The following is a 17941-nucleotide window of genomic DNA, read 5'->3' on the forward strand; positions in this document are numbered from 1 at the left end:
TTCTCCTTTGTGTTCTTGATGTCTGATTTATTAGCCGCGCTTCGTTGCGGTATCGGTTTCTGCCAGATTGACGATTCTCGAAAAGAGGTGCTTGAACTCGGCATCGGTTTCACCACCGAAGCGCGGGTCGCGGTTTTCCGAAAACGCCGCGTTGATTTCACTCCAGTCGGCCTCGGTCAGGTAGCGCTGCGCCTCCGGCAGAATGACCCCTTCCTCGCGCCCCATGTGCTCCCACATGAAATTGGCGTAGGCGGCAACCAGCTTTTCCAGTTTTTCGGCCGGTTTTTTGCCGGCGATATATTCGTCTACCGCTACCTCCAGGTCGGCCACCATCTGCTGGTCCCGGTCGTGCTGGCGTTCAAGTTCGTCGAGCTCCGGATTGACGGCGGACGTCCGTTCGCGCAGCTTGCGGAACAGATACTCTTCTTCTTTGGGATGGTGCAAGGCCACCGGAAATTCCCGGATGTAATGCACCATGGCTTTCATCAGGGCCGGGTCGGGGGTGAGCGTGCCGTCGGCGGCCGGGGCCAAGGCGTGCAGCCAGGCGTGCAGGACGGCGGCCAGGGAACGATGCTCGTCACGGATGGTGGCGATGGCCTGGGCCGGGGCGGGGGGATCGGCCATCGCCGAAACGAGAACCGGAATTTCCGAATTAATCAGCACCTTCAGCGTCTGTGAGCCGAGCATCATGCCCAGGGTAGTGCGCCGGCCATGCGAAGCCATGAAGATCAGGTCGCAGCCTTCGCCGCGGGCAGCGGCAATGATCGCCTCATAGGGCGAGTCGCTGACCGTCGTGCTCGAGGCGCAGGGCACGCCGCAGGCACGGGCTGCCGATTCCGCCTTGGTCAGCAGTTCGCGGGCCCGCCCTTCGAAGTTGTAGCTGTAGTCGTCGGGCGATGTCAGGCGCACGATCTCGGCATCGCCCCGCAAGGAGGCGGCATGATCGGCGGCGGCATGGAAGAAAGTGATCCGGGCACCCAGGGTGCGTGCGAACTCGACGGCCCGGCCAACCGTGACGGTAGACAGATCGGTGTTGTCGATGGGTACCAGCAAGTGACGATACATGGCGACTCCTAGCGCAATATTGTTCTAAAGTTGATCTTCATGCCTCGACCTGCACAAAGACTTTTCCATCGTCGATCCTGACGGGAAAGGTTCTCAGCCCCTTCTCGGGGGCAACCAGCAAGGCGCCGGTCGTCACGTCGTAACGCCAGCCGTGGGCCGGGCAGGCGACGACCTTGCCGCACAACCGGCCGCCACTCAGCGCAGCACCACCGTGCAGGCACGAGTTTTCCGTGGCGTGGATGGTGCCGTCGACATTGAAGAGGACGATATCCGTCGTCCCGATGCGCACGGGACGCGACTTGCCGGGGGCAATGTCATGCAGGGAATATGTTTCGACGAATTTCATTTTTGACTCACGGGTATCGGGCTTGGTTGAATCGTAGGGGATCGATCGTCCTCGGACCCCCCTCGAAAAAGGGGGGGTATAACTATTTCAGCAAAGCAGTGATTTTGTTTTATCGTATAAATGATGACTGCTGGATTGTTCGCCTGGAGACGCGAACATGGCGGTCCGTTTCGAGTGTTGTTCGGCAAATACGATAACGATTCCATAGAGAACTCACGCCCGATGAACTTCGCACCTATCGACGCCAGCGCGACTTATTCCGAGCTCGTCCTCAAGACGATGCCGCCGCGCGCGCCACGCCATCAATTGCCCCGGCCACGCCTGAGCCTGGGCGACGAACAGTTTCGCGATTGCCCGGTGATCGTGGTCCAGGCCCCACCCGGTTTCGGCAAAACCTCGCTGCTTGGCCAGTGGCGACGGGAGTATCTGGCGCGCGGCGCGGCCGTGGCCTGGATGACCGCCGATGACGGCGACGACCTGCAGCGATTCCTGCATTGCCTGGTCCAGGCCGTTCGCTTCGGATGTGGGCGCCCGGCTTTCGGGCGCTTGCTGCTGGAAACCGTGGGTACCAAGCCGGGCGAACTGGAGGGCGTCACGGCCTGGTTGGCCGAGGTGGCCCAGAGTTCCCTCGACATGGTGCTGATCGTCGATGAGGCGGAGCGCCTGTCGAGCGGAAACTTCGCCGCGCTGACCTATCTGTTGCACAACCTGTCACCCAACTTGCATGTCGTTATCGGCGCGCGCGGCGGGCTTGATGCGGCGATCGCCGATCTGGTCGACTATGGTCAGGCGTTGTCGCTGGGGCCGGATGCTTTGCGTTTCCGGCTCGATGAAAGCATGTTGCTGGCTCGCAATCGCTTTGGTGAAAAGCTCGATACCGACACGGCGGCGCGCCTGCACGAACTGACCGAGGGGTGGCCGCTCGGGCTGCAGATCCTGATGGCCGGGCTGGAAAAGGGCGGCGATCTGCGGGCTGGCCTGCCCTTGATGTCCGGTAGTGAGTCGGGCAGTGGTTTTGTCGGTGGCTTGCTGACTAATCTGGGGAGGGAGGATGCTGATTTCCTGGTCCGGATTTCCATTGTCGATCTCATTCATCCTGATCTCGCAGCCGCCCTGAACGGTGTCGCCGGGGCGCCGGAACAACTGGCCCGGCTGATTCGCGAAACACCGGTCTTCGTCGTCGGCGACGACAGCGACTGGGTCCGCCTGCATAACCTGGTGCGCGATGCCTTGCGCCGCAAATTGGCCGAATTGCCCGAGGCGGAACGACGCGATCTGCATCTGCGAGCGATGCGCTGGCTGGCCGACCACGGCATGATCCAGGATGCCGCCCGGCACGCCCACGAGGCCGGGCAACACGACCTGGCCTACGATCTGGCGGAAAAGTGTCTTTACGAAGCGGTCACCCAGGGCCGCCAGGAAATGGTGTTGCGCTGGCTTGATCTGTTGCCCGACGCTGAACTCAAAAAACGTTTCCGGCTGCGCCTGGCGGCTGCCTGGGCCCTGGCCCTGAGCGAGCGCCACAATGAGGCGAAGGCCTTGGTCAGTGACATTATCGACAACCCGGCGGTCGATCCCCTGTTGCGCTATGAGTGTGCCCTGATCGCCAGTGGGGCGGCCTATTATGCCGACGAGCCGGATCTTTACATCGAGTTGCTGCAGCCCTGGCTGGCCGGACCGCCCCCTGACCGGGAGCAGCGCGTGCTGCAGATGCATGCCAACCGGCAGGCAGCGATGGCCATCATGACCGGCGACCCAGCGCGGGCGCGGCGTTGCCTGCAGGCCGTGCCGCATGCCGATTTCGACAAGCGCTATCGCTACGGGATACGCTGGGGCGAATTCATCGGCGGCCTGAGCTATTACTGGGAGGGGCAGGGCGTGCTGGCCGAAGAAGTGCTGCGGCCGGCCCTTGGTAACGCCGATGCCGAACTCGGGCGACGTCATCCGCTATCCTGCATGATCGCCTCCTTGTTGGCTGCGTCAGTATTCGACCGTGACCGGGTCGATGAAGCGGCGGAGTTGCTGGCCAACCGGCTCGATGTCCTCGAACGGGTGGGGACGCCGGAAACCGCCTTGATCGGTTATCGGACGGCAGCCCGAATTGCCGCCGCCAAGGGCGTCGAGCATCGGGCGCTCGATTTGCTGGAGGTGATGAGTGCGGTCGGTGTCGCCCGCAATCTGCCGCGGCTCTGCGTCGCCAGTCTGGCTGAGCAGGTCAGGATGCACGCCGGGCGGTTCCGTTCCGAAACCTGCCGGGCGCTGGTTCAGCGGATTGATGAAATCGTTGCCGAGCACTTGCAGGGCAAGGGGCCGCTCTGGTGCGCCTCGGTCGAGGTGTTGCAGCGGCTGGCTCATGCCCACGCCCTGATTGCGGCCCAGGAATGGGCGGCGGCTGCCGAGGGTCTGGGGCGTGCGCTGACCATGATCGAGATCGCACGTTTGGGGCGTTGGCGTATCGAAACCATGGCCTTGCGCGCCTTCGCCATGGAGCGCGCCGGCCAGGAGGGGCGGCCGCTGCTGCTCGAAGCGATGAATCTGGCACAGACTTTCAGTCTGTCCCGAGTCTTTGTCGATGCCCACCCGGCCCTGGCCGATTGGGTTCGGCGTACTTCGGAGGAAGATGGGGGGCAGCGGATCCAGATGGCGCGCACGGCCCGCCCGCTTCCCCTGCGCTCGACTGCGGCGCCGCGTGCGGTGCCGAGCATGGTGTTGACCCCGAAGGAGCGCGAGGTACTGGAGCACCTAGCGCGCAATCTTTCCAACAAGGAAATTGCCCAGGCCATGGAAGTCGGCGAAGAGACGATCAAGTGGCATCTGAAGAACCTGTTCGGCAAACTCGATGCCGGCACCCGCAAGCACGTCGTTCGCCGGGCTCAGCTCCTCGGCCTGCTCGAAGGCGCTGACTGACCGGTTCTTTCAGCCGGGGAGCTCACCCCGGCCCGTTTTACCCCCCCCTTCTTTACCTGACTAACCCCCCGTTTCTGGGGGGGGAAGCTGGCGCGCGCTCTGGATAATCAGATCCCAGAAGCAGTCTGGAAACAGACCTCTCGGATTAATCAGCCAGGAAGGAAGAGAAAATAATGCATAAACGGAGACAAGGCTCGCAGTGGAATCGCATCCGTCCCATCGTGTTGGCAGTTGCTGCACTGGGAGCAGGGGGCAATGCCGCGGCGTTCAATATCGATACCGGCAACGAGGATCTGGAGGTCCGCTGGGACAACACGATCCGCTACAACGTCGCAGGCCGTACCAAGGGGCGTAACCCGCTGATCGCCGGCAATCAGGCCTATGATCAGGGTACCTTCAGCAAGGATCGCGGTGATGCGGTCGCCAATCGTATCGACTTGCTGACCGAGTTCGATCTTTCCTACAAGAAAATGCTTGGCTTCCGCTTCAGCGGTGCCGGCTGGTATGACGGTGCCTACGGCGACGATCCTCATCCCAACCCGAAGTTCGCGGCGATTGGCGAATACAACGGTAACCACTACAGCTCGTATACCAAGCGCTATTACCAGGGGCCGGCAGGTGAAGTGCTCGATGCCTTCGTCTTCGCCAATTTCGATCTCGGCAATGTGCCGACCAAGGTACGAGGCGGTCGTCACACTGTGTTCTGGGGCGAGGCATTGTTCCTTGGCGGCGCGCTGCATGGTATTTCCTATTCACAGATGCCGCTCGATCTGCAAAAGGGGTTTGCTACTCCGGGCGTCGAGGCGAAGGAGTTGTTCCGTCCCTTGAATCAGGTCTCCGGCCAGGTTCAGGTGACCGACACCTTGTCGCTTGCCGGCCAGTATTTCCTTGAATGGGAGCCGTACCGTTATCCCGAGGGCGGCACGTATCTAGGGCCCGCCGACTTCGCCTTCAATGGTCCGGATCGCGTCTTTGCCGGCGCACCACTCGGCTTCGTCCCGCGCGGTGACGCCCGGGAGCCAAAGCAGCGTGGCGAGTTTGGCCTGAGCGCCCGCTGGTCGCCGGAGTTCCTCGACGGGACACTGGGCTTCTATTACCGCAATTACGCCGACAAATTGCCGCAAGCCCTGCTGAATTTGCGGACGGCGAGGAACGGGGTGCCGTTCCACCAGTACAACCTGACCTACGCCGACGACATTGACTTGTACGGCATCAGCTTCGCGAAGAATATTGGCGGCGTCAGCGTTGGTGCGGAAATGTCCTATCGCCACAACACGCCTTTGGCAGCCAAGATTCTGGGCACGGTGACGACAGGCTTCCCGGGCGAGGGGGAAACCGTTGGTCCGCGTGGCGATACCCTCCATGCCCTGGTCAATGTATTGGGGACGATCTCGGAAACTCCGCTTTTCGGGGCTGCTACCTGGGCGACCGAACTGGTCTGGAGCCGCCTGGAAAAGGTGCGCAGCGGGGCGAATAATTTCAGCGGGGTCGGCTACGGCGGCTGTTCCTTTGCTTTCAAGCCGGTTGGCGACGTCCATGATGGTTGTGCGACCCGCGACTATTTCGGTCTGGGCGCCAGCTTTACGCCGACTTGGTTCCAGGTTTCGCCGGGCGTTGATCTTTCAGCGCCGATGGCCTTCTCTTATGGTCTGAAGGGTAACTCCGCAACGACCTTCGGCGGCAGCCAGGCCAATGGCAACTTCACCGCCGGTCTCGGACTCGATATTTTCCAGAAATATCGGATCGATCTGAAGTACGTCAGTTACTTCGGCCGTATCCAGGACTACGGCCAGTCGGGCGGCTCGACGAACATCACCGCCGCTGGCCTGACCACCTATCTGAAGGATCGCGATTTCCTCGGCCTGACCTTCAAGACTACCTTCTAAGGAGACAAACATGCGATTTCAAAAATCACTCACTATCGTCGCCGTCGCTTCTACATTGAGCGGCCTGGCCCACGCCGGCGTCACCGCTGACGAAGCCAAGAAACTCGGCACTTCCCTGACCGCCGTTGGTGCCGAGAAAGGCGCCAACAAGGACGGTTCCATCCCGGCCTACACCGGTGGCCTGACCAAGGCGCCGGCGGCCTACAAGGCTGGTGATGGCCTGCGCCCAGACCCCTTTGCTGACGAAAAACCGCTTTTCTCGGTTGATGGCAAGTCGACCGACAAATACGGCGACAAGCTGACCGAAGGGACCAAGGCGCTGATGAAGAAGAATCCGGATTACCGGATCGATGTCTACAAGACCCAGCGCACGGTTGCCTATCCCAAGGCGGTCGAGGAAACCACCGCCAAGTGCGCCACCGCCGCCAAGACCAATGCCGGCGGGCGTTCCATGGAAGGCTGCCATGCCGGCTTCCCCTTCCCGATCCCGAAGACCGGCTTCGAGGTGATGTGGAACCATCTGGTGCGTTACGAGGGCGTTGCCTACACCGTGAAGTACCAGAACTGGAATATCGACGCATCCGGTCGGCCGTCCATCTCGACCGAAGGCACTATCGTCCAGGACTACCCGTACTGGCAGGCGGACAAGGCTGATACCGGTGTCTACTACAAGCAGCGCATCACCTACTCTGGCCCGGCCCGTCGTGCCGGCGAGGCGCTGATGCTGATCGATCCGCTCGACTATACCGACAAGGACCGCCGTGCCTGGCAGTACTTGCCTGGTCAGCGTCGCGTCAAGGTCGCGCCCGATCTCTCGCACGACACCCCGAATCCGGGCACCGGCGGTACTTCGACCTTTGACGACGTCTTCCTGTTCAACGGCTCGCTCGATCGTTACGACTTCAAGCTGGTCGGCAAGAAGGAAATGTTCGTGCCGTACAACACCTATCGTATGGCCTACAACTCGACCAAGGAAGATCTGCTCAAGCCGAAATTCCTGAATCCTGACCTGGTCCGCTGGGAACAGCACCGCGTCTGGGTGGTTGAGGCCAACCTGCGCGAGGGCAAGCGTCACGTCTATAGCAAGCGGACCTTCTACATCGACGAGGATAGCTGGACCATCCTGGCTTCCGATGAGTACGACGCCCGTGGTCAGTTGTTCCGTGCCGGTTTTGCCTACATGACGCCGAGCTACGAAGCGCCGGCACCGTATAGCGCAACGCATGGCTTGTACGACCTGGTCGCCGGCTCCTACTCACTGAGCGGCTACACCGCCCAGACCGGCGGCATGCGCCACAGCAAACCGGTTTCCGAGCGTGACTGGTCGCCGGAAGCGCTGGCTGGTGCCGGTATCCGCTAACAAGGCAAATCAGGGCCGGGCGAGAGGCTTCTCTTGTCCGGCATGCCCTTCCTTATTGAAGAGTTCGCCATGAACATCCGCAGCATCATTCTCCCTGTCATTGCGCTGACGCTCGGCCTGCCGCTTTCGGCGACGGCCGACGGCTTTCGCGATGCGCTCGATACGCCGGCCCGGCAGAGCCCATTCGCCGCCAAGACCTTGCTCAATGGTGTGACCAATGCAGGGCACCGGGTGGTTGCGGTTGGTCAGCGCGGGCATATCGTTTATTCCGACGATGCCGGCAAGTCCTGGCAGCAGGCGCAGGTGCCGGTCAGTTCCGACCTAGTGGCAGTGAGCTTTCCGACCCCCGCGAAGGGCTGGGCGGTCGGCCATGATGGCATCGTGCTGCATTCGGCCGACGGCGGAGCGACTTGGGCGCGCCAGCTCGATGGCCGTGGTGCGGGCAAGATCATGACTGATTTCTACGCTGCGCAGGCGGCCAAGGGCAACCTGGGTGCGCCGGAGGCAGCCGCCGCACTGATCGACGAGGCCGGCCGTATTGCCGCCCAGGGGGCGGAAAACCCCTTCCTCGATGTCTGGTTTGCGGATGAAAACAACGGTTTCATCGTCGGCGCCTTCAACCTGATCTTTCGCACGGCCGATGGCGGCAAGACCTGGGAACCGTGGTATCACCGGACGGCAAACCCCAATCGTCTCCACTTCTATGCCATGCGCCAGGTTGGTAACAGTCTGTACCTCGTCGGCGAACAGGGCTCGGTACAGAAACTCGATGCCGGCGGTGGACGCTTCGTGGCGCTGGAAACCGGCTACCGGGGAACCTTCTTCGGCGTCACCGGCAGCGACGGCGCAGTCATCGTGCATGGCCTGCGTGGCCACGCCTTCCGCAGCCTCGATGGCGGAGCAAGCTGGCAGAAGATCGAAACCGGCCTGCAGGATGGTGTCACCGGCAGCAGCGTCTGCGGAGAAGGGCGCATTGTCCTGGTCAGCCAGGCGGGCCGGATGTTGCTCAGCGACAACAGTGGCGCGAGCTTTCGCCCGGTCAAGCTGGAGCAGGCCGTGCCCGCCTCGGCGGTTGCCTGCCTGGGCCGTGATGTAAGCGTGATCGCCGGGGCGCGGGGTGTCCGCGCTCAGGCTATCCAGTAATTCAACGACAAAACAAGAAAAACCCACAGGAGACGCAAGCGATGGCTGTCGCAACTGACCTCATGGACCGCATGCCCATCGTGCGGAGCCTGAAAGATTTCAACCAGAATTCGGGCACCAAGCTTGAACGACTGATCTTCAACAACCGCCTGGCCGTCGTCGTGGCCTGCGTCCTGGTAACGCTGGTCTTGCTGTTTGGCGCGGCGACCAAGCTGACGCTGAATGCCAGCTTCGAGCGGATGATTCCGCAGAGCCAGCCCTATATCAAGAACTACCTGGACAACCGCGCCGAGCTGCGTGGCCTGGGCAATGTGCTGCGTATCGTCGTCGAAAACACCGAGGGCGATATTTTCGACCCGAAGTACCAGGAAACGCTGCGTAAGATCAGCGATGAGCTGTTCCTGACGCCTGGCGTCGATCGCGCCTGGGTGAAATCCCTGTGGACACCGGGCGTACGCTGGACGGAGGTGACCGAAGAGGGCTTCCGCGGTGGTCCGGTGATGCCGGAATCCTACGACGGTTCGCCGAAAGCGACCGACCAGCTACGCCTCAACATCGCCCGATCCGGCATCGTCGGCCGCTTTGTCGGCAACGACTTCAAGTCGAGCATGATCGTGGTTCCCTTGCTCGACAAGGACCCGGCGACCGGCCAGCAGATCGACTACCGGGCGCTTTCCCGGACGCTGGAAGAGAACATCCGCCATCGCTACGAGCAGGATGGCTCCGGTACACGCATCCATATGATCGGTTTTGCCAAGCTGGTCGGCGACCTGATCGAAGGCCTGTCGCAGGTCATGATGTACTTCGCGATTGCCGCCGCCATCGCTGTTGCCATCATTTATTTCTACACCCGCTGCCTGCGCAGTACGGCGCTGGTGGTCGCCTGTTCGGTGGTCGCCGTGGTCTGGCAGCTCGGGCTGGTCGCCTTCCTCGGCTTCGAGCTGGACCCCTTCTCCATCCTTGTGCCTTTCCTGATCTTCGCCATCGGTGTCTCGCACGGGGCACAGAAGATGAACGGCATCATGCAGGATATCGGACAGGGGACACACCGCCTGGTCGCCGCCCGCTATACCTTCCGTCGCCTGTTCCTGGCCGGGATGACCGCCTTGCTGGCCGATGCCGTGGGCTTTGCCGTGCTGATGCTGATCGATATCCCGGTTATCAAGGACCTCGCACTGTCCGCCTCGATGGGCGTCGCCGTGCTGATCTTCACCAACCTGATCCTGTTACCGGTCCTCCTGTCCTATACCGGCGTCAGTGCCGGGGCAGCCGAGCGTAGCTTGCAGGCCGACCAGGCCGAGTCTTCCGGCAAGGGCATGGCCGGCCTGTGGTCTTGGCTTGAACGCTTTACCGAACGTCGCTGGGCGCTGGGCGCGGTGGGCGTTTCCCTGGCGCTGGCGGTGATTGGCTTCGTCGTCAGCCTGCAATTGAAGATCGGCGATCTCGATGCCGGGGCGCCGGAATTGCGCGCCGACTCGCGCTACAACAAGGATAACGCCTACATTTCCGGCAGCTATTCACTGTCCAGCGACCAGTTCGCGGTGATCGTCAAGACGCCGGCCGAAGGTTGCTTAAATTATCAGACCCTGGTCGAGGCCGATCGCCTGGCTTGGAACCTGCAGCAGTTGCCCGGCGTACAGACTACCGTTTTCCTGGGCAATGCCGTCCGCCAGATTACCGCCGGTTCGAACGAGGGCAGCCCGAAGTGGCTGACCCTGGCACGCAATCAGGACGTGCTCAACTACGGCGCGCAGCAGGCTTCGGTCAACAACCCGGACTTGTTCAACAACGATTGTTCTGTGATGCCGGTGATTGCCTATCTAAGCGACCATCGTGCCGAAACGCTGAGCCGGGTGGTCGATGAGTCGGCCCGCTTTGCCGAAGCCAATTCGACGCCCGAGCATCAGTTCCTGCTCGCCGCCGGCAATGCCGGTATCGAGGCGGCGACCAACATCGTCGTTCATGAAGCCAACCGCACCATGCTGTTCTACGTCTATGGCGTCGTGATCCTGCTCTGCTTCATCACCTTCCGCAACTGGCGTGCTGTCGTCGTCGCCATCGTGCCGTTGATCGTGACCTCGATCCTCTGCGAAGCGTTGATGGTGATCCTCGGCATCGGCGTCAAGGTCGCGACCTTGCCGGTGATTGCGCTCGGCGTCGGCATCGGCGTCGACTACGCGCTCTACCTGCTGAGCATCCAGCTTGCCCAGCAACGGGCCGGCGCCTCCCTCGCCGTCGCCTACAAGCGCTCGATCCAATTCACCGGCAAGGTTGTTGCCTTGGTCGGCATCACCCTGGCGGCCGGCGTCGTCACCTGGGTCTGGTCGCCGATCAAGTTTCAGGCCGACATGGGCATCCTGCTCACCTTCATGTTCGTCTGGAACATGGTCGGCGCCCTGATCCTGATCCCGGCCCTCTCGCACTTCCTGCTCGACAAGCCGGCGCGCAGTGCCCAGTTCAGCCTCTCCATGCTGCGCACCGCCAGCCGCTAACAACCATGACAACCCTTAGCCAATCGTCCGCCCGCGGGGCAGGAGCCGGAAAAATGCACGCCTTCTTCGCCCATCGCATTCCGCACTGGAAAGCTCTCTGGCCGGGCATCTTGACCGCCATCACCATTGCCATGGCAGCAACTTTCGTCGCCGAGCACCAGGGCGGCCCGCAACTGCTCTATGCACTGTTCTTCGGCATGGCCTTCAACTTTGCGGCGCAGGGTGAGAAGGTCAAGGCAGGTATCGAGTTCACCGCACGCCAGGTCCTGCGCTTCGGTGTTGCGCTGCTCGGCGTGCGTATCACGGTCGACCAGATTACGTCGATCGGCAGCACTTCGATCACGATGGTCATCGGCGGGGTGTTCATGACCATCCTGTTTGGTGTGTCGATCGGCCGCATCCTGAAGCGACCGGCAGTCGAGGGCGTGCTCACCGGTGGTGCTGTGGCGATCTGCGGTGCTTCTGCCGCCCTGGCCATTTCAGCGGTCTTGCCGAAGAACGAGGAAAACCAGCGTTTCACGCTGTTTACCGTAGTCGGTGTCACCGCCCTGTCGACCGTGGCGATGATCGCCTACCCGAGTATCGCCAAATTCCTCGAACTCAGCCCCAGTGCCTCAGCCGTCTTCATCGGCGGCACTATCCATGATGTTGCCCAGGTGGTGGCTGCCGGCTACCTGATTTCCCCGGAGGTCGGCGACACGGCAACTTTCGTCAAGCTGCTGCGCGTTGCCATGCTGCTGCCGGTCGTCGTCATCCTGTCGCTGCTCTTCCGCAGCCAGGGCGGCGGGCAGGGCAGCAAGCCGCCGCTGCTGCCGATGTTCCTGGTCGGCTTCGCAGCCCTGATCGTGATCAACAGCCTGGGCTGGATACCCAAGCCGGTCGTTGACGGCATGTCTGGCCTGTCGCGCTGGTGCCTGGTGGTGGCGATCGCCGCCCTCGGCGTCAAGACCTCCTTTCAGCAACTGGCTGCCCTCGGCTGGCGCCCGGTCTTGATGCTGGTGATCGATACCGTATTCCTGGCTTGCCTGATCCTCGGCGGCCTGATGCTCCAGCACTAAACCTTTTGAAAGAGCAAAGATCATGAACAAGATTGTGCAATGGCCGGAAATCGGCCCGATGTTCCGGGATGGCATGACCGTCATGTTCGGCGGCTTCATGGGGGTCGGCACCCCCTTGGGGATCGTCGCCGCGCTGCGCGAAAGCCGCGTCGGCCAGCTGACCCTGATCGGCAACGATACGGCGATGCCCGATGCCGGTGTTGGTCCGCTGGTGGCGAGCGGTCAGGTGAGCCGGGTGATCGTCTCCCATATCGGTACCAACCCGACCACCGGCAAGAAGATGATCGCCGGTGAACTCGATGTCGACCTCGTGCCCCAGGGCACGCTGATCGAGCGTATCCGCTGTGGTGGCAGTGGCCTGGGCGGCGTCCTGACGCCGACCGGGGTCGGCACCGTGGTCGAGGAGGGCAAGACCAAGATGGCGGTTGGCGGCAAGGAATACCTGCTCGAGCTGCCGCTGCGCGCCGACATCGCGATCATCAAGGCGAAGCGCGCCGACCGGGCCGGCAATCTGGTCTATGAACGGGCGGCGCGCAATTTCAATCCGGTGATCGCCTTTGCCGCCGATCTGGTCATCGTCGAAGTCGATGAACTGGTCGAGGTCGGTGAGATCGATCCGGACATGGTGATGACCCCGGCCGCGCTGGTCGACAAGATCGTTCTGAGTCAGGGAGCTTGAAAATGGAAGCCAAGGAAATCATTGCCCGTCGCGTTGCCCAGGAGTTGAAGGAGGGCTATGTCGTCAATCTCGGGATCGGCCTGCCGACCATGGTGCCGCGCTTCCTGCAGAAGGGCATAAACATCACGCTACAGTCGGAAAACGGCTTTCTCGGCCTCGGGCCACTCGAAGGCGAGCCGATGCCCGGTGTCGTCAATGCCGGCGGTGTGCCCTGCGGCCTGGTGCCGGGGGCGGCGATGTTCGACAGCGCCACCTCGTTTGCGCTGATCCGCGGTGGTCATGTTGACGTCACCGTACTGGGCGGTTTGCAGGTCGACGAAGAAGGCAGCCTGGCCAACTGGATGGTGCCCGGCAAGATGGTGCCCGGCATGGGCGGTGCGATGGATCTGGTCAGTGGTGCCCGCAAGGTGATCGTCGCCATGGAGCATTGCACGAAGGAGGGTGAAACGCGCATCCTTGAACGCTGCAATTTACCGCTGACGGCCAAATCCCGGGTCTCGATGGTGGTTACAGAGCTGGCTGTCTTCTCGATTTCGCATGGCGAGTTCATCCTGCTCGAAACCGCGCCCGGGGTCTCGGTCAAGGTGGTGCGCGAGAGGACCGGCGCACGTTTCGTCGTGCCCGAGAATGTCGGCCGGATGGCGCTCGGTATCGCTTAGGGGGGGCGTTCAGAAGAGCCGGGTGAAGTGTCGGCGGGGACACCGGCTAACGGAGCCAGGGGCCGAGCACTCGGCCTGGCTTACGGCCTCATCCAGGCACTGCCGACCTGGAAGTACGCAGCGGGGCCATCGCGGCTCCAAGCGATATCCAGACCCATATGGATGCCGTACTTTCTGGCCAGTTCATATCGTAGCCCCGCACCACCAGCGACAACGTTGCTGGTTTGCGTCAATTGCCGGATTTCATCCACCGCCGATCCGGCCCCGACAAAACCCAGAAGACTGAAGCGCTGCCAGAATTGCCAGCGCAATTCGGCTTCCACTTGCGCAACCTTTTCGCCCTGATAGCGCATGGCCGGTACGCCGCGCATCAGTACATACGGTTGCATGTAAAAAGGCGCCTCGCCATAGTTGAAGCTGATGCTCTCCCGCAAACCGAGCGACCATTTTGCATCCAGCGGGAAATACTGCATGCCGACCAGGTTGAGTCGCGTGAACTTCAGATCGCTGCCCAATGTCTGGTCGAATATGCTGACTGACAACTCCATATAATTGCCGCTGCGCGGGGTGAAAATATTGTCGCGCGAATCATGCGAAAAAGTGGCATTGATGCCACCAAGCCTGGTTGATCGGTCGTTCTCCGGGAAATCGAAGGGAGTGTTGAAGGTGGCGCTGCTGTTGGCCAACATGTAGCCCAGCCCAACCCAGTTCTGGGATTGGCCGATACGGTACTTTGCTTGTGCCCTTGCACCCGACAGGTTCAGCGAGTAAGCGCGTGGGTGCTTGTTCAGGAAACCTTGCTCGCCGGTGCCGTAGTAATCCAGATTAACGCTGGTCTTGATGGCGCCGACCAGTGTCTGAAGTCGATCGTCCATCCAGTAGCGCATATCCCCCAGGATCAGGCCGCGTGATCCGTTGTCGGTTGCCAGGGCGCCGACCACCGAGATATTCGGACGACCAAACCCCGCCCCTGCTTCCGGGTTTTGCTTGTCAATGAAGGCCAGGGCGCCAACGGCACCCAAACCGACGGCCGGTTCCGTGATCGGAATCGCCAGTGGCAGGAAGCCATAGGCCCGATCGATGAAGTTGCCCAAGTCCGGCCAGCCATTATCGTCCGCTCCGGGCGACGACTCTTGCCGCGCATTTGCTTCTGCAGGCGTCCGCACGGCGGAGGGGGCAGTCTGCGCCCATGTGTTCATGCCGGACGAGAGCAAAGCGAGCAAGCCAAGTGCTTTGAAAGCATGAAGACGAATTTGATTGGTCATTGCCTCGAAGCTTTTTTGGCTACTTTGTTTGATTCTGATCCCCGATTTTCTTGTTGTCGGCGAAGTTTCGACAGGGCTCATATTGCCTCTGAAATCGGTATTCAAAGCGAACACTTGCCGGTGGTATGCTACCACTTGTCATCTTCTGGATGATCTGACCTGCTTCGATACGCGACATGAACCAGCAAAGTGTTTTACCTGCCGCATGGCGCCAGGCATTCACCTTTATGTGGAGGTTGATCGAATGAAAAAGAAAATCCTTTGGGTGTTGGCCTGCAGCTTGGGGCTGATTTCCCAAGTGTTAGCCCAACAATACGTCTATCCGGCGCAGGGGCAGTCTCCAACGCAGCAGCAGAGCGATGAGTCCGCCTGCCATACATGGGCCGTCCAGCAGACCGGTTTCGATCCGGCGAAGCCGCTACCGCCGCAACCAGCAGCAAAGCCGCCGACGACTGCCACAGGGACAGCCCCCGGGGCTGGTGCGCGTGGCGCCATGAGAGGGGCGGTCGTCGGCGAGGTGGTCGGCGGCGATGCCGGAACTGGCGCAGCGGTCGGGGCTGTTGCCGCGCGCGGACAAAGCCGCCGGCAAAATACCGCGACCCAGCAGCAAGCCCAGCAGCAACAGCAGGCCAGTTCCCAGCAGCAACAGGGCGCCTTTGCGAAGGCACGGGCGGCCTGCCTTGAGGGGCGGGGCTACACGGTCAAATAGCCGGAGATTTGTTGCCTAAAGCCCATCAACTCTGCCATCAGCTTTGGCCGCAAAGGCCATGCAGTAGATGAATACCGTTATCGAGGATTCGCAAGATGTCCAATACGTCCAGTAAAAAACCGACCGATTCAACGGCTAACACGACGCAGGAATTGCTTCCGGGATTGGTCGGAGGCATGAATGCCATCCTGCAGGCCTGGGGGCCGGCGGGTGAATATATGATCGATGCCACCCAGCGCACTATTCTGTTCTGGGATCTGCTACGCCAGCGCAGCGATCAATACTATGAACAGAAGGCGAAGAAAGTTCCCCATGTGCTCAACTTCGATGCAGAACTGGTGCTGGATGCCCGTGGTTTCGAGCAGCCGGTCAATTACATACTGGTCAGTGTCAAGCCGCCGGCTGGCGTAACGATCGATCCCCTGAAACGTCCGTTTGTCGTTGTTGATCCGCGAGCCGGGCACGGGCCGGGGATTGGAGGTTTCAAGGCCGACAGCGAACTTGGCGTCGCCATGCGCGCCGGGCATCCCTGTTATTTCGTCGGCTTTACCCCTGAACCGATGCCGGGGCAAACCATCGAAGACATCATGCACGCCGAGGCGGTCTTCCTTGAAAAAGTCATTGAGCTGCATCCGGAGGCCGAGGGCAAGCCCTGCATTATTGGCAACTGTCAGGCCGGTTGGGCGGTCATGATGCTGGCTGCGACGCGGCCTGAACTGTGCGGCCCGGTCATCGTTCCAGGCTCGCCGCTTTCCTATTGGGCTGGTGTCGAAGGCGAGAACCCGATGCGTTATACCGGCGGGCTGGCTGGTGGTAGCTGGATCACCGCACTGACCAGTGACCTCGGTAACGGCAAGTTCGACGGTGCCCATCTGGTCAAGAATTTCGAAAATCTCAACCCGTCCAACACGCTGTGGAGCAAGAATTACGATATCTGGTCCACAATCGATAGCGGGGCACAGCGTTTCCTCGAATTCGAGAAGTGGTGGGGCGGTCACGTCAATCTCAACGGCGAGGAAATACAGTGGATCGTCGACCAGTTGTTCGTCGGCAATCGTCTTGCAACGGGTGAGATCGTGACCAGCGATGGCAAGCGAATCGATCTCCGCAATATTCGCTCGCCGATCATCTGTTTCTGCTCCAAGGGCGACAACATCACCCCGCCGCAACAGGCCCTGGGTTGGATTGCCGATTTGTACGCCAAGGATGACGACATTCGCGTCTGCGGCCAGACCATCATCTATGCCATTCACGAAAGCGTCGGTCACCTTGGCATCTTTGTCTCGGGGGGCATCGCCAAGAAGGAACATCAGGAATTCGCTTCCAACATCGACCTGGTCGATGTCTTGCCGCCCGGCCTGTATGAGGCGGTAATGACTCCGAAATCCAGCGCAGCAGCCAATCCCGACCTGGTGGTCGGCGACTGGATTGTGCGTTTCGAGCCGCGCACCTTGAACGACATCCGTGCAATCGTCCAGCCCAGTGCCGAGAACGAGCGTCGCTTTGCCGCCGTGCAACGAGTGTCTGAGATCAATCTCGGCCTCTATCGCACCCTTCTTCAACCCCTTGTTCGGGCCGGCATCAACGAACAGACGGCGGAATGGATGAAAAAGCTCAATCCATCCGAACTCCAGTTCGAGATATTTTCCGATCGCAACCCGTTTATGCAGCAAATTGCCCAGCTTGCCGAGGAGGTACGCCGGCAACGCCAGCAGGTATCGGCAGACAATCCTTTCCTGGCCTGGCAATCGGCGATTTCAGAGGGGATTGTCACAGCCCTCGACGGCTATCGCGATCTGCGCGATAGCAGCCTGGAACAGATCTTCCTGGCCACCTACAGTTCGCCGGTGTTGCAGGCATTGCTCGGCCTGAAGGCCTCGGATGCGCCGCCGCGCCAGCGGCCCGGTATGGATCCGGAACGTATTGCTTTCATCGAGCGGCGTATTGCCGAGTTGAAGTCGCGTATCGCCGACGGCGGGCTGCACGAAGCTGTCATTCGTAGCCTGGTCCATATCGGGATGGCCGGGCCTGGAGTGGATGAACGCGCGTTCAACGAATTGCGGCAAATTCGTGCTGAAAACAAGGGCCTTTCACTGGAGGCGTTCAAGCAGCTTGTGCGCGAGCAGTTTTTCGGCCTATTGCTCGACCAGGAGGCTGCGCTGGCTGCCATTCCGACGATGTTGCCGACCGAGCCCGTCGTCCGCGAGAAGTCGCTGGAGGCCATCCGGCGCACTGTCGAGGCGACCGGAAAGGTTAGCGGCGAACGGGCCGACCGCCTGGCGCAGATCGAAAAACTATTTGCCGGCACCGAGCAAAAAGTGGCGACCAAACGGATTTCCCGCAAGGCCAGCTAAGCAATATTCATCGATGGG

General features: G+C 61.2%; 13 protein-coding genes. 10 read left to right on the forward strand and 3 right to left on the reverse strand.

Features of this window, described 5'->3' with window-relative positions:
* Nucleotides 1-30: 30 nt before the first annotated feature.
* Both AT959_RS01335 and AT959_RS01340 read right to left on the reverse strand, forming a co-directional pair.
* Nucleotides 31-1065: a universal stress protein gene (locus AT959_RS01335; RefSeq protein ID WP_066879783.1), complete on the reverse strand. Its 1035-nt coding sequence runs from the start codon at nt 1063-1065 to the stop codon at nt 31-33.
* 37 nt (nt 1066-1102) lie between these two features.
* On the reverse strand, nt 1103-1411 hold the full coding sequence (locus tag AT959_RS01340) for a Rieske (2Fe-2S) protein (protein WP_066879786.1): 309 nt from the start codon (nt 1409-1411) through the stop codon (nt 1103-1105).
* A 222-nt stretch (nt 1412-1633) separates the two neighbouring features.
* Between AT959_RS01340 and AT959_RS01345 the strand changes: the two genes are divergently transcribed.
* From AT959_RS01345 to AT959_RS01380, 8 genes are all read left to right on the forward strand, one after another.
* On the forward strand, nt 1634-4318 hold the full coding sequence (locus tag AT959_RS01345) for a winged helix-turn-helix domain-containing protein (protein ID WP_066879789.1): 2685 nt from the start codon (nt 1634-1636) through the stop codon (nt 4316-4318).
* Between the two features lie 173 nt (nt 4319-4491).
* A complete protein-coding gene (locus AT959_RS01350) occupies nt 4492-6204 on the forward strand; it encodes a DUF1302 domain-containing protein (protein ID WP_066879792.1) in 1713 nt (570 codons plus the stop codon).
* A gap of 10 nt (nt 6205-6214) precedes the next feature.
* Entirely contained in the window at nt 6215-7564 is a 1350-nt protein-coding gene (locus AT959_RS01355; protein WP_066879796.1) for a DUF1329 domain-containing protein, read from the forward strand.
* Nucleotides 7565-7633: 69 nt separating this feature from the next.
* Entirely contained in the window at nt 7634-8707 is a 1074-nt protein-coding gene (locus AT959_RS01360; protein WP_066880240.1) for a WD40/YVTN/BNR-like repeat-containing protein, read from the forward strand.
* Nucleotides 8708-8748: 41 nt separating this feature from the next.
* A complete protein-coding gene (locus AT959_RS01365; protein ID WP_066879799.1) occupies nt 8749-11199 on the forward strand; it encodes an efflux RND transporter permease subunit in 2451 nt (816 codons plus the stop codon).
* Nucleotides 11200-11252: 53 nt separating this feature from the next.
* A complete protein-coding gene (locus AT959_RS01370) occupies nt 11253-12257 on the forward strand; it encodes a YeiH family protein (RefSeq protein WP_066879802.1) in 1005 nt (334 codons plus the stop codon).
* A gap of 22 nt (nt 12258-12279) precedes the next feature.
* Nucleotides 12280-12936, forward strand: coding sequence for an acetate CoA-transferase subunit alpha (gene atoD / locus AT959_RS01375; protein ID WP_066879805.1), 657 nt, complete (start codon nt 12280-12282; stop codon nt 12934-12936).
* A gap of 2 nt (nt 12937-12938) precedes the next feature.
* Nucleotides 12939-13595, forward strand: a complete 657-nt coding sequence (locus AT959_RS01380) for a 3-oxoacid CoA-transferase subunit B (RefSeq protein WP_066879808.1) — start codon at nt 12939-12941, stop codon at nt 13593-13595.
* An 80-nt stretch (nt 13596-13675) separates the two neighbouring features.
* On the opposite strand, the gene AT959_RS01385 is transcribed toward AT959_RS01380, so the two are convergent.
* Nucleotides 13676-14860 carry a BamA/TamA family outer membrane protein gene (locus AT959_RS01385; RefSeq protein ID WP_157651168.1) on the reverse strand — a complete coding sequence of 395 codons (1185 nt, stop codon included), beginning with the start codon at nt 14858-14860 and terminating at the stop codon, nt 13676-13678.
* A gap of 28 nt (nt 14861-14888) precedes the next feature.
* On the opposite strand from AT959_RS01385, the gene AT959_RS01390 reads away from it, so the two are divergent.
* Together AT959_RS01390 and AT959_RS01395 are read left to right on the forward strand one after the other, a co-directional pair.
* The gene (locus tag AT959_RS01390; protein WP_157651169.1) at nt 14889-15569 is read left to right on the forward strand and encodes a hypothetical protein; all 681 of its coding nucleotides are present in this window, start codon (nt 14889-14891) and stop codon (nt 15567-15569) included.
* 176 nt (nt 15570-15745) lie between these two features.
* Nucleotides 15746-17923: a DUF3141 domain-containing protein gene (locus tag AT959_RS01395; RefSeq protein WP_066879816.1), complete on the forward strand. Its 2178-nt coding sequence runs from the start codon at nt 15746-15748 to the stop codon at nt 17921-17923.
* Nucleotides 17924-17941 lie beyond the last annotated feature (18 nt).

The sequence above is a fragment of the Dechloromonas denitrificans genome, assembly GCF_001551835.1.
GTDB lineage: Bacteria > Pseudomonadota > Gammaproteobacteria > Burkholderiales > Rhodocyclaceae > Azonexus > Azonexus denitrificans.

Coding starts and splice junctions, on each gene's coding strand:
- AT959_RS01385 (WP_157651168.1), bottom strand. CDS start 14,860: ATGACCAATCAAATTCGTCTTCATGCTTTCAAAGCACTTGGCTTGCTC.
- AT959_RS01350 (WP_066879792.1), top strand. CDS start 4,492: ATGCATAAACGGAGACAAGGCTCGCAGTGGAATCGCATCCGTCCCATC.
- AT959_RS01395 (WP_066879816.1), top strand. CDS start 15,746: ATGAATGCCATCCTGCAGGCCTGGGGGCCGGCGGGTGAATATATGATC.
- AT959_RS01360 (WP_066880240.1), top strand. CDS start 7,634: ATGAACATCCGCAGCATCATTCTCCCTGTCATTGCGCTGACGCTCGGC.
- AT959_RS01335 (WP_066879783.1), bottom strand. CDS start 1,065: ATGTATCGTCACTTGCTGGTACCCATCGACAACACCGATCTGTCTACC.
- AT959_RS01345 (WP_066879789.1), top strand. CDS start 1,634: ATGAACTTCGCACCTATCGACGCCAGCGCGACTTATTCCGAGCTCGTC.
- AT959_RS01340 (WP_066879786.1), bottom strand. CDS start 1,411: ATGAAATTCGTCGAAACATATTCCCTGCATGACATTGCCCCCGGCAAG.
- atoD (WP_066879805.1), top strand. CDS start 12,280: ATGAACAAGATTGTGCAATGGCCGGAAATCGGCCCGATGTTCCGGGAT.
- AT959_RS01370 (WP_066879802.1), top strand. CDS start 11,253: ATGCACGCCTTCTTCGCCCATCGCATTCCGCACTGGAAAGCTCTCTGG.
- AT959_RS01365 (WP_066879799.1), top strand. CDS start 8,749: ATGGCTGTCGCAACTGACCTCATGGACCGCATGCCCATCGTGCGGAGC.
- AT959_RS01380 (WP_066879808.1), top strand. CDS start 12,939: ATGGAAGCCAAGGAAATCATTGCCCGTCGCGTTGCCCAGGAGTTGAAG.
- AT959_RS01355 (WP_066879796.1), top strand. CDS start 6,215: ATGCGATTTCAAAAATCACTCACTATCGTCGCCGTCGCTTCTACATTG.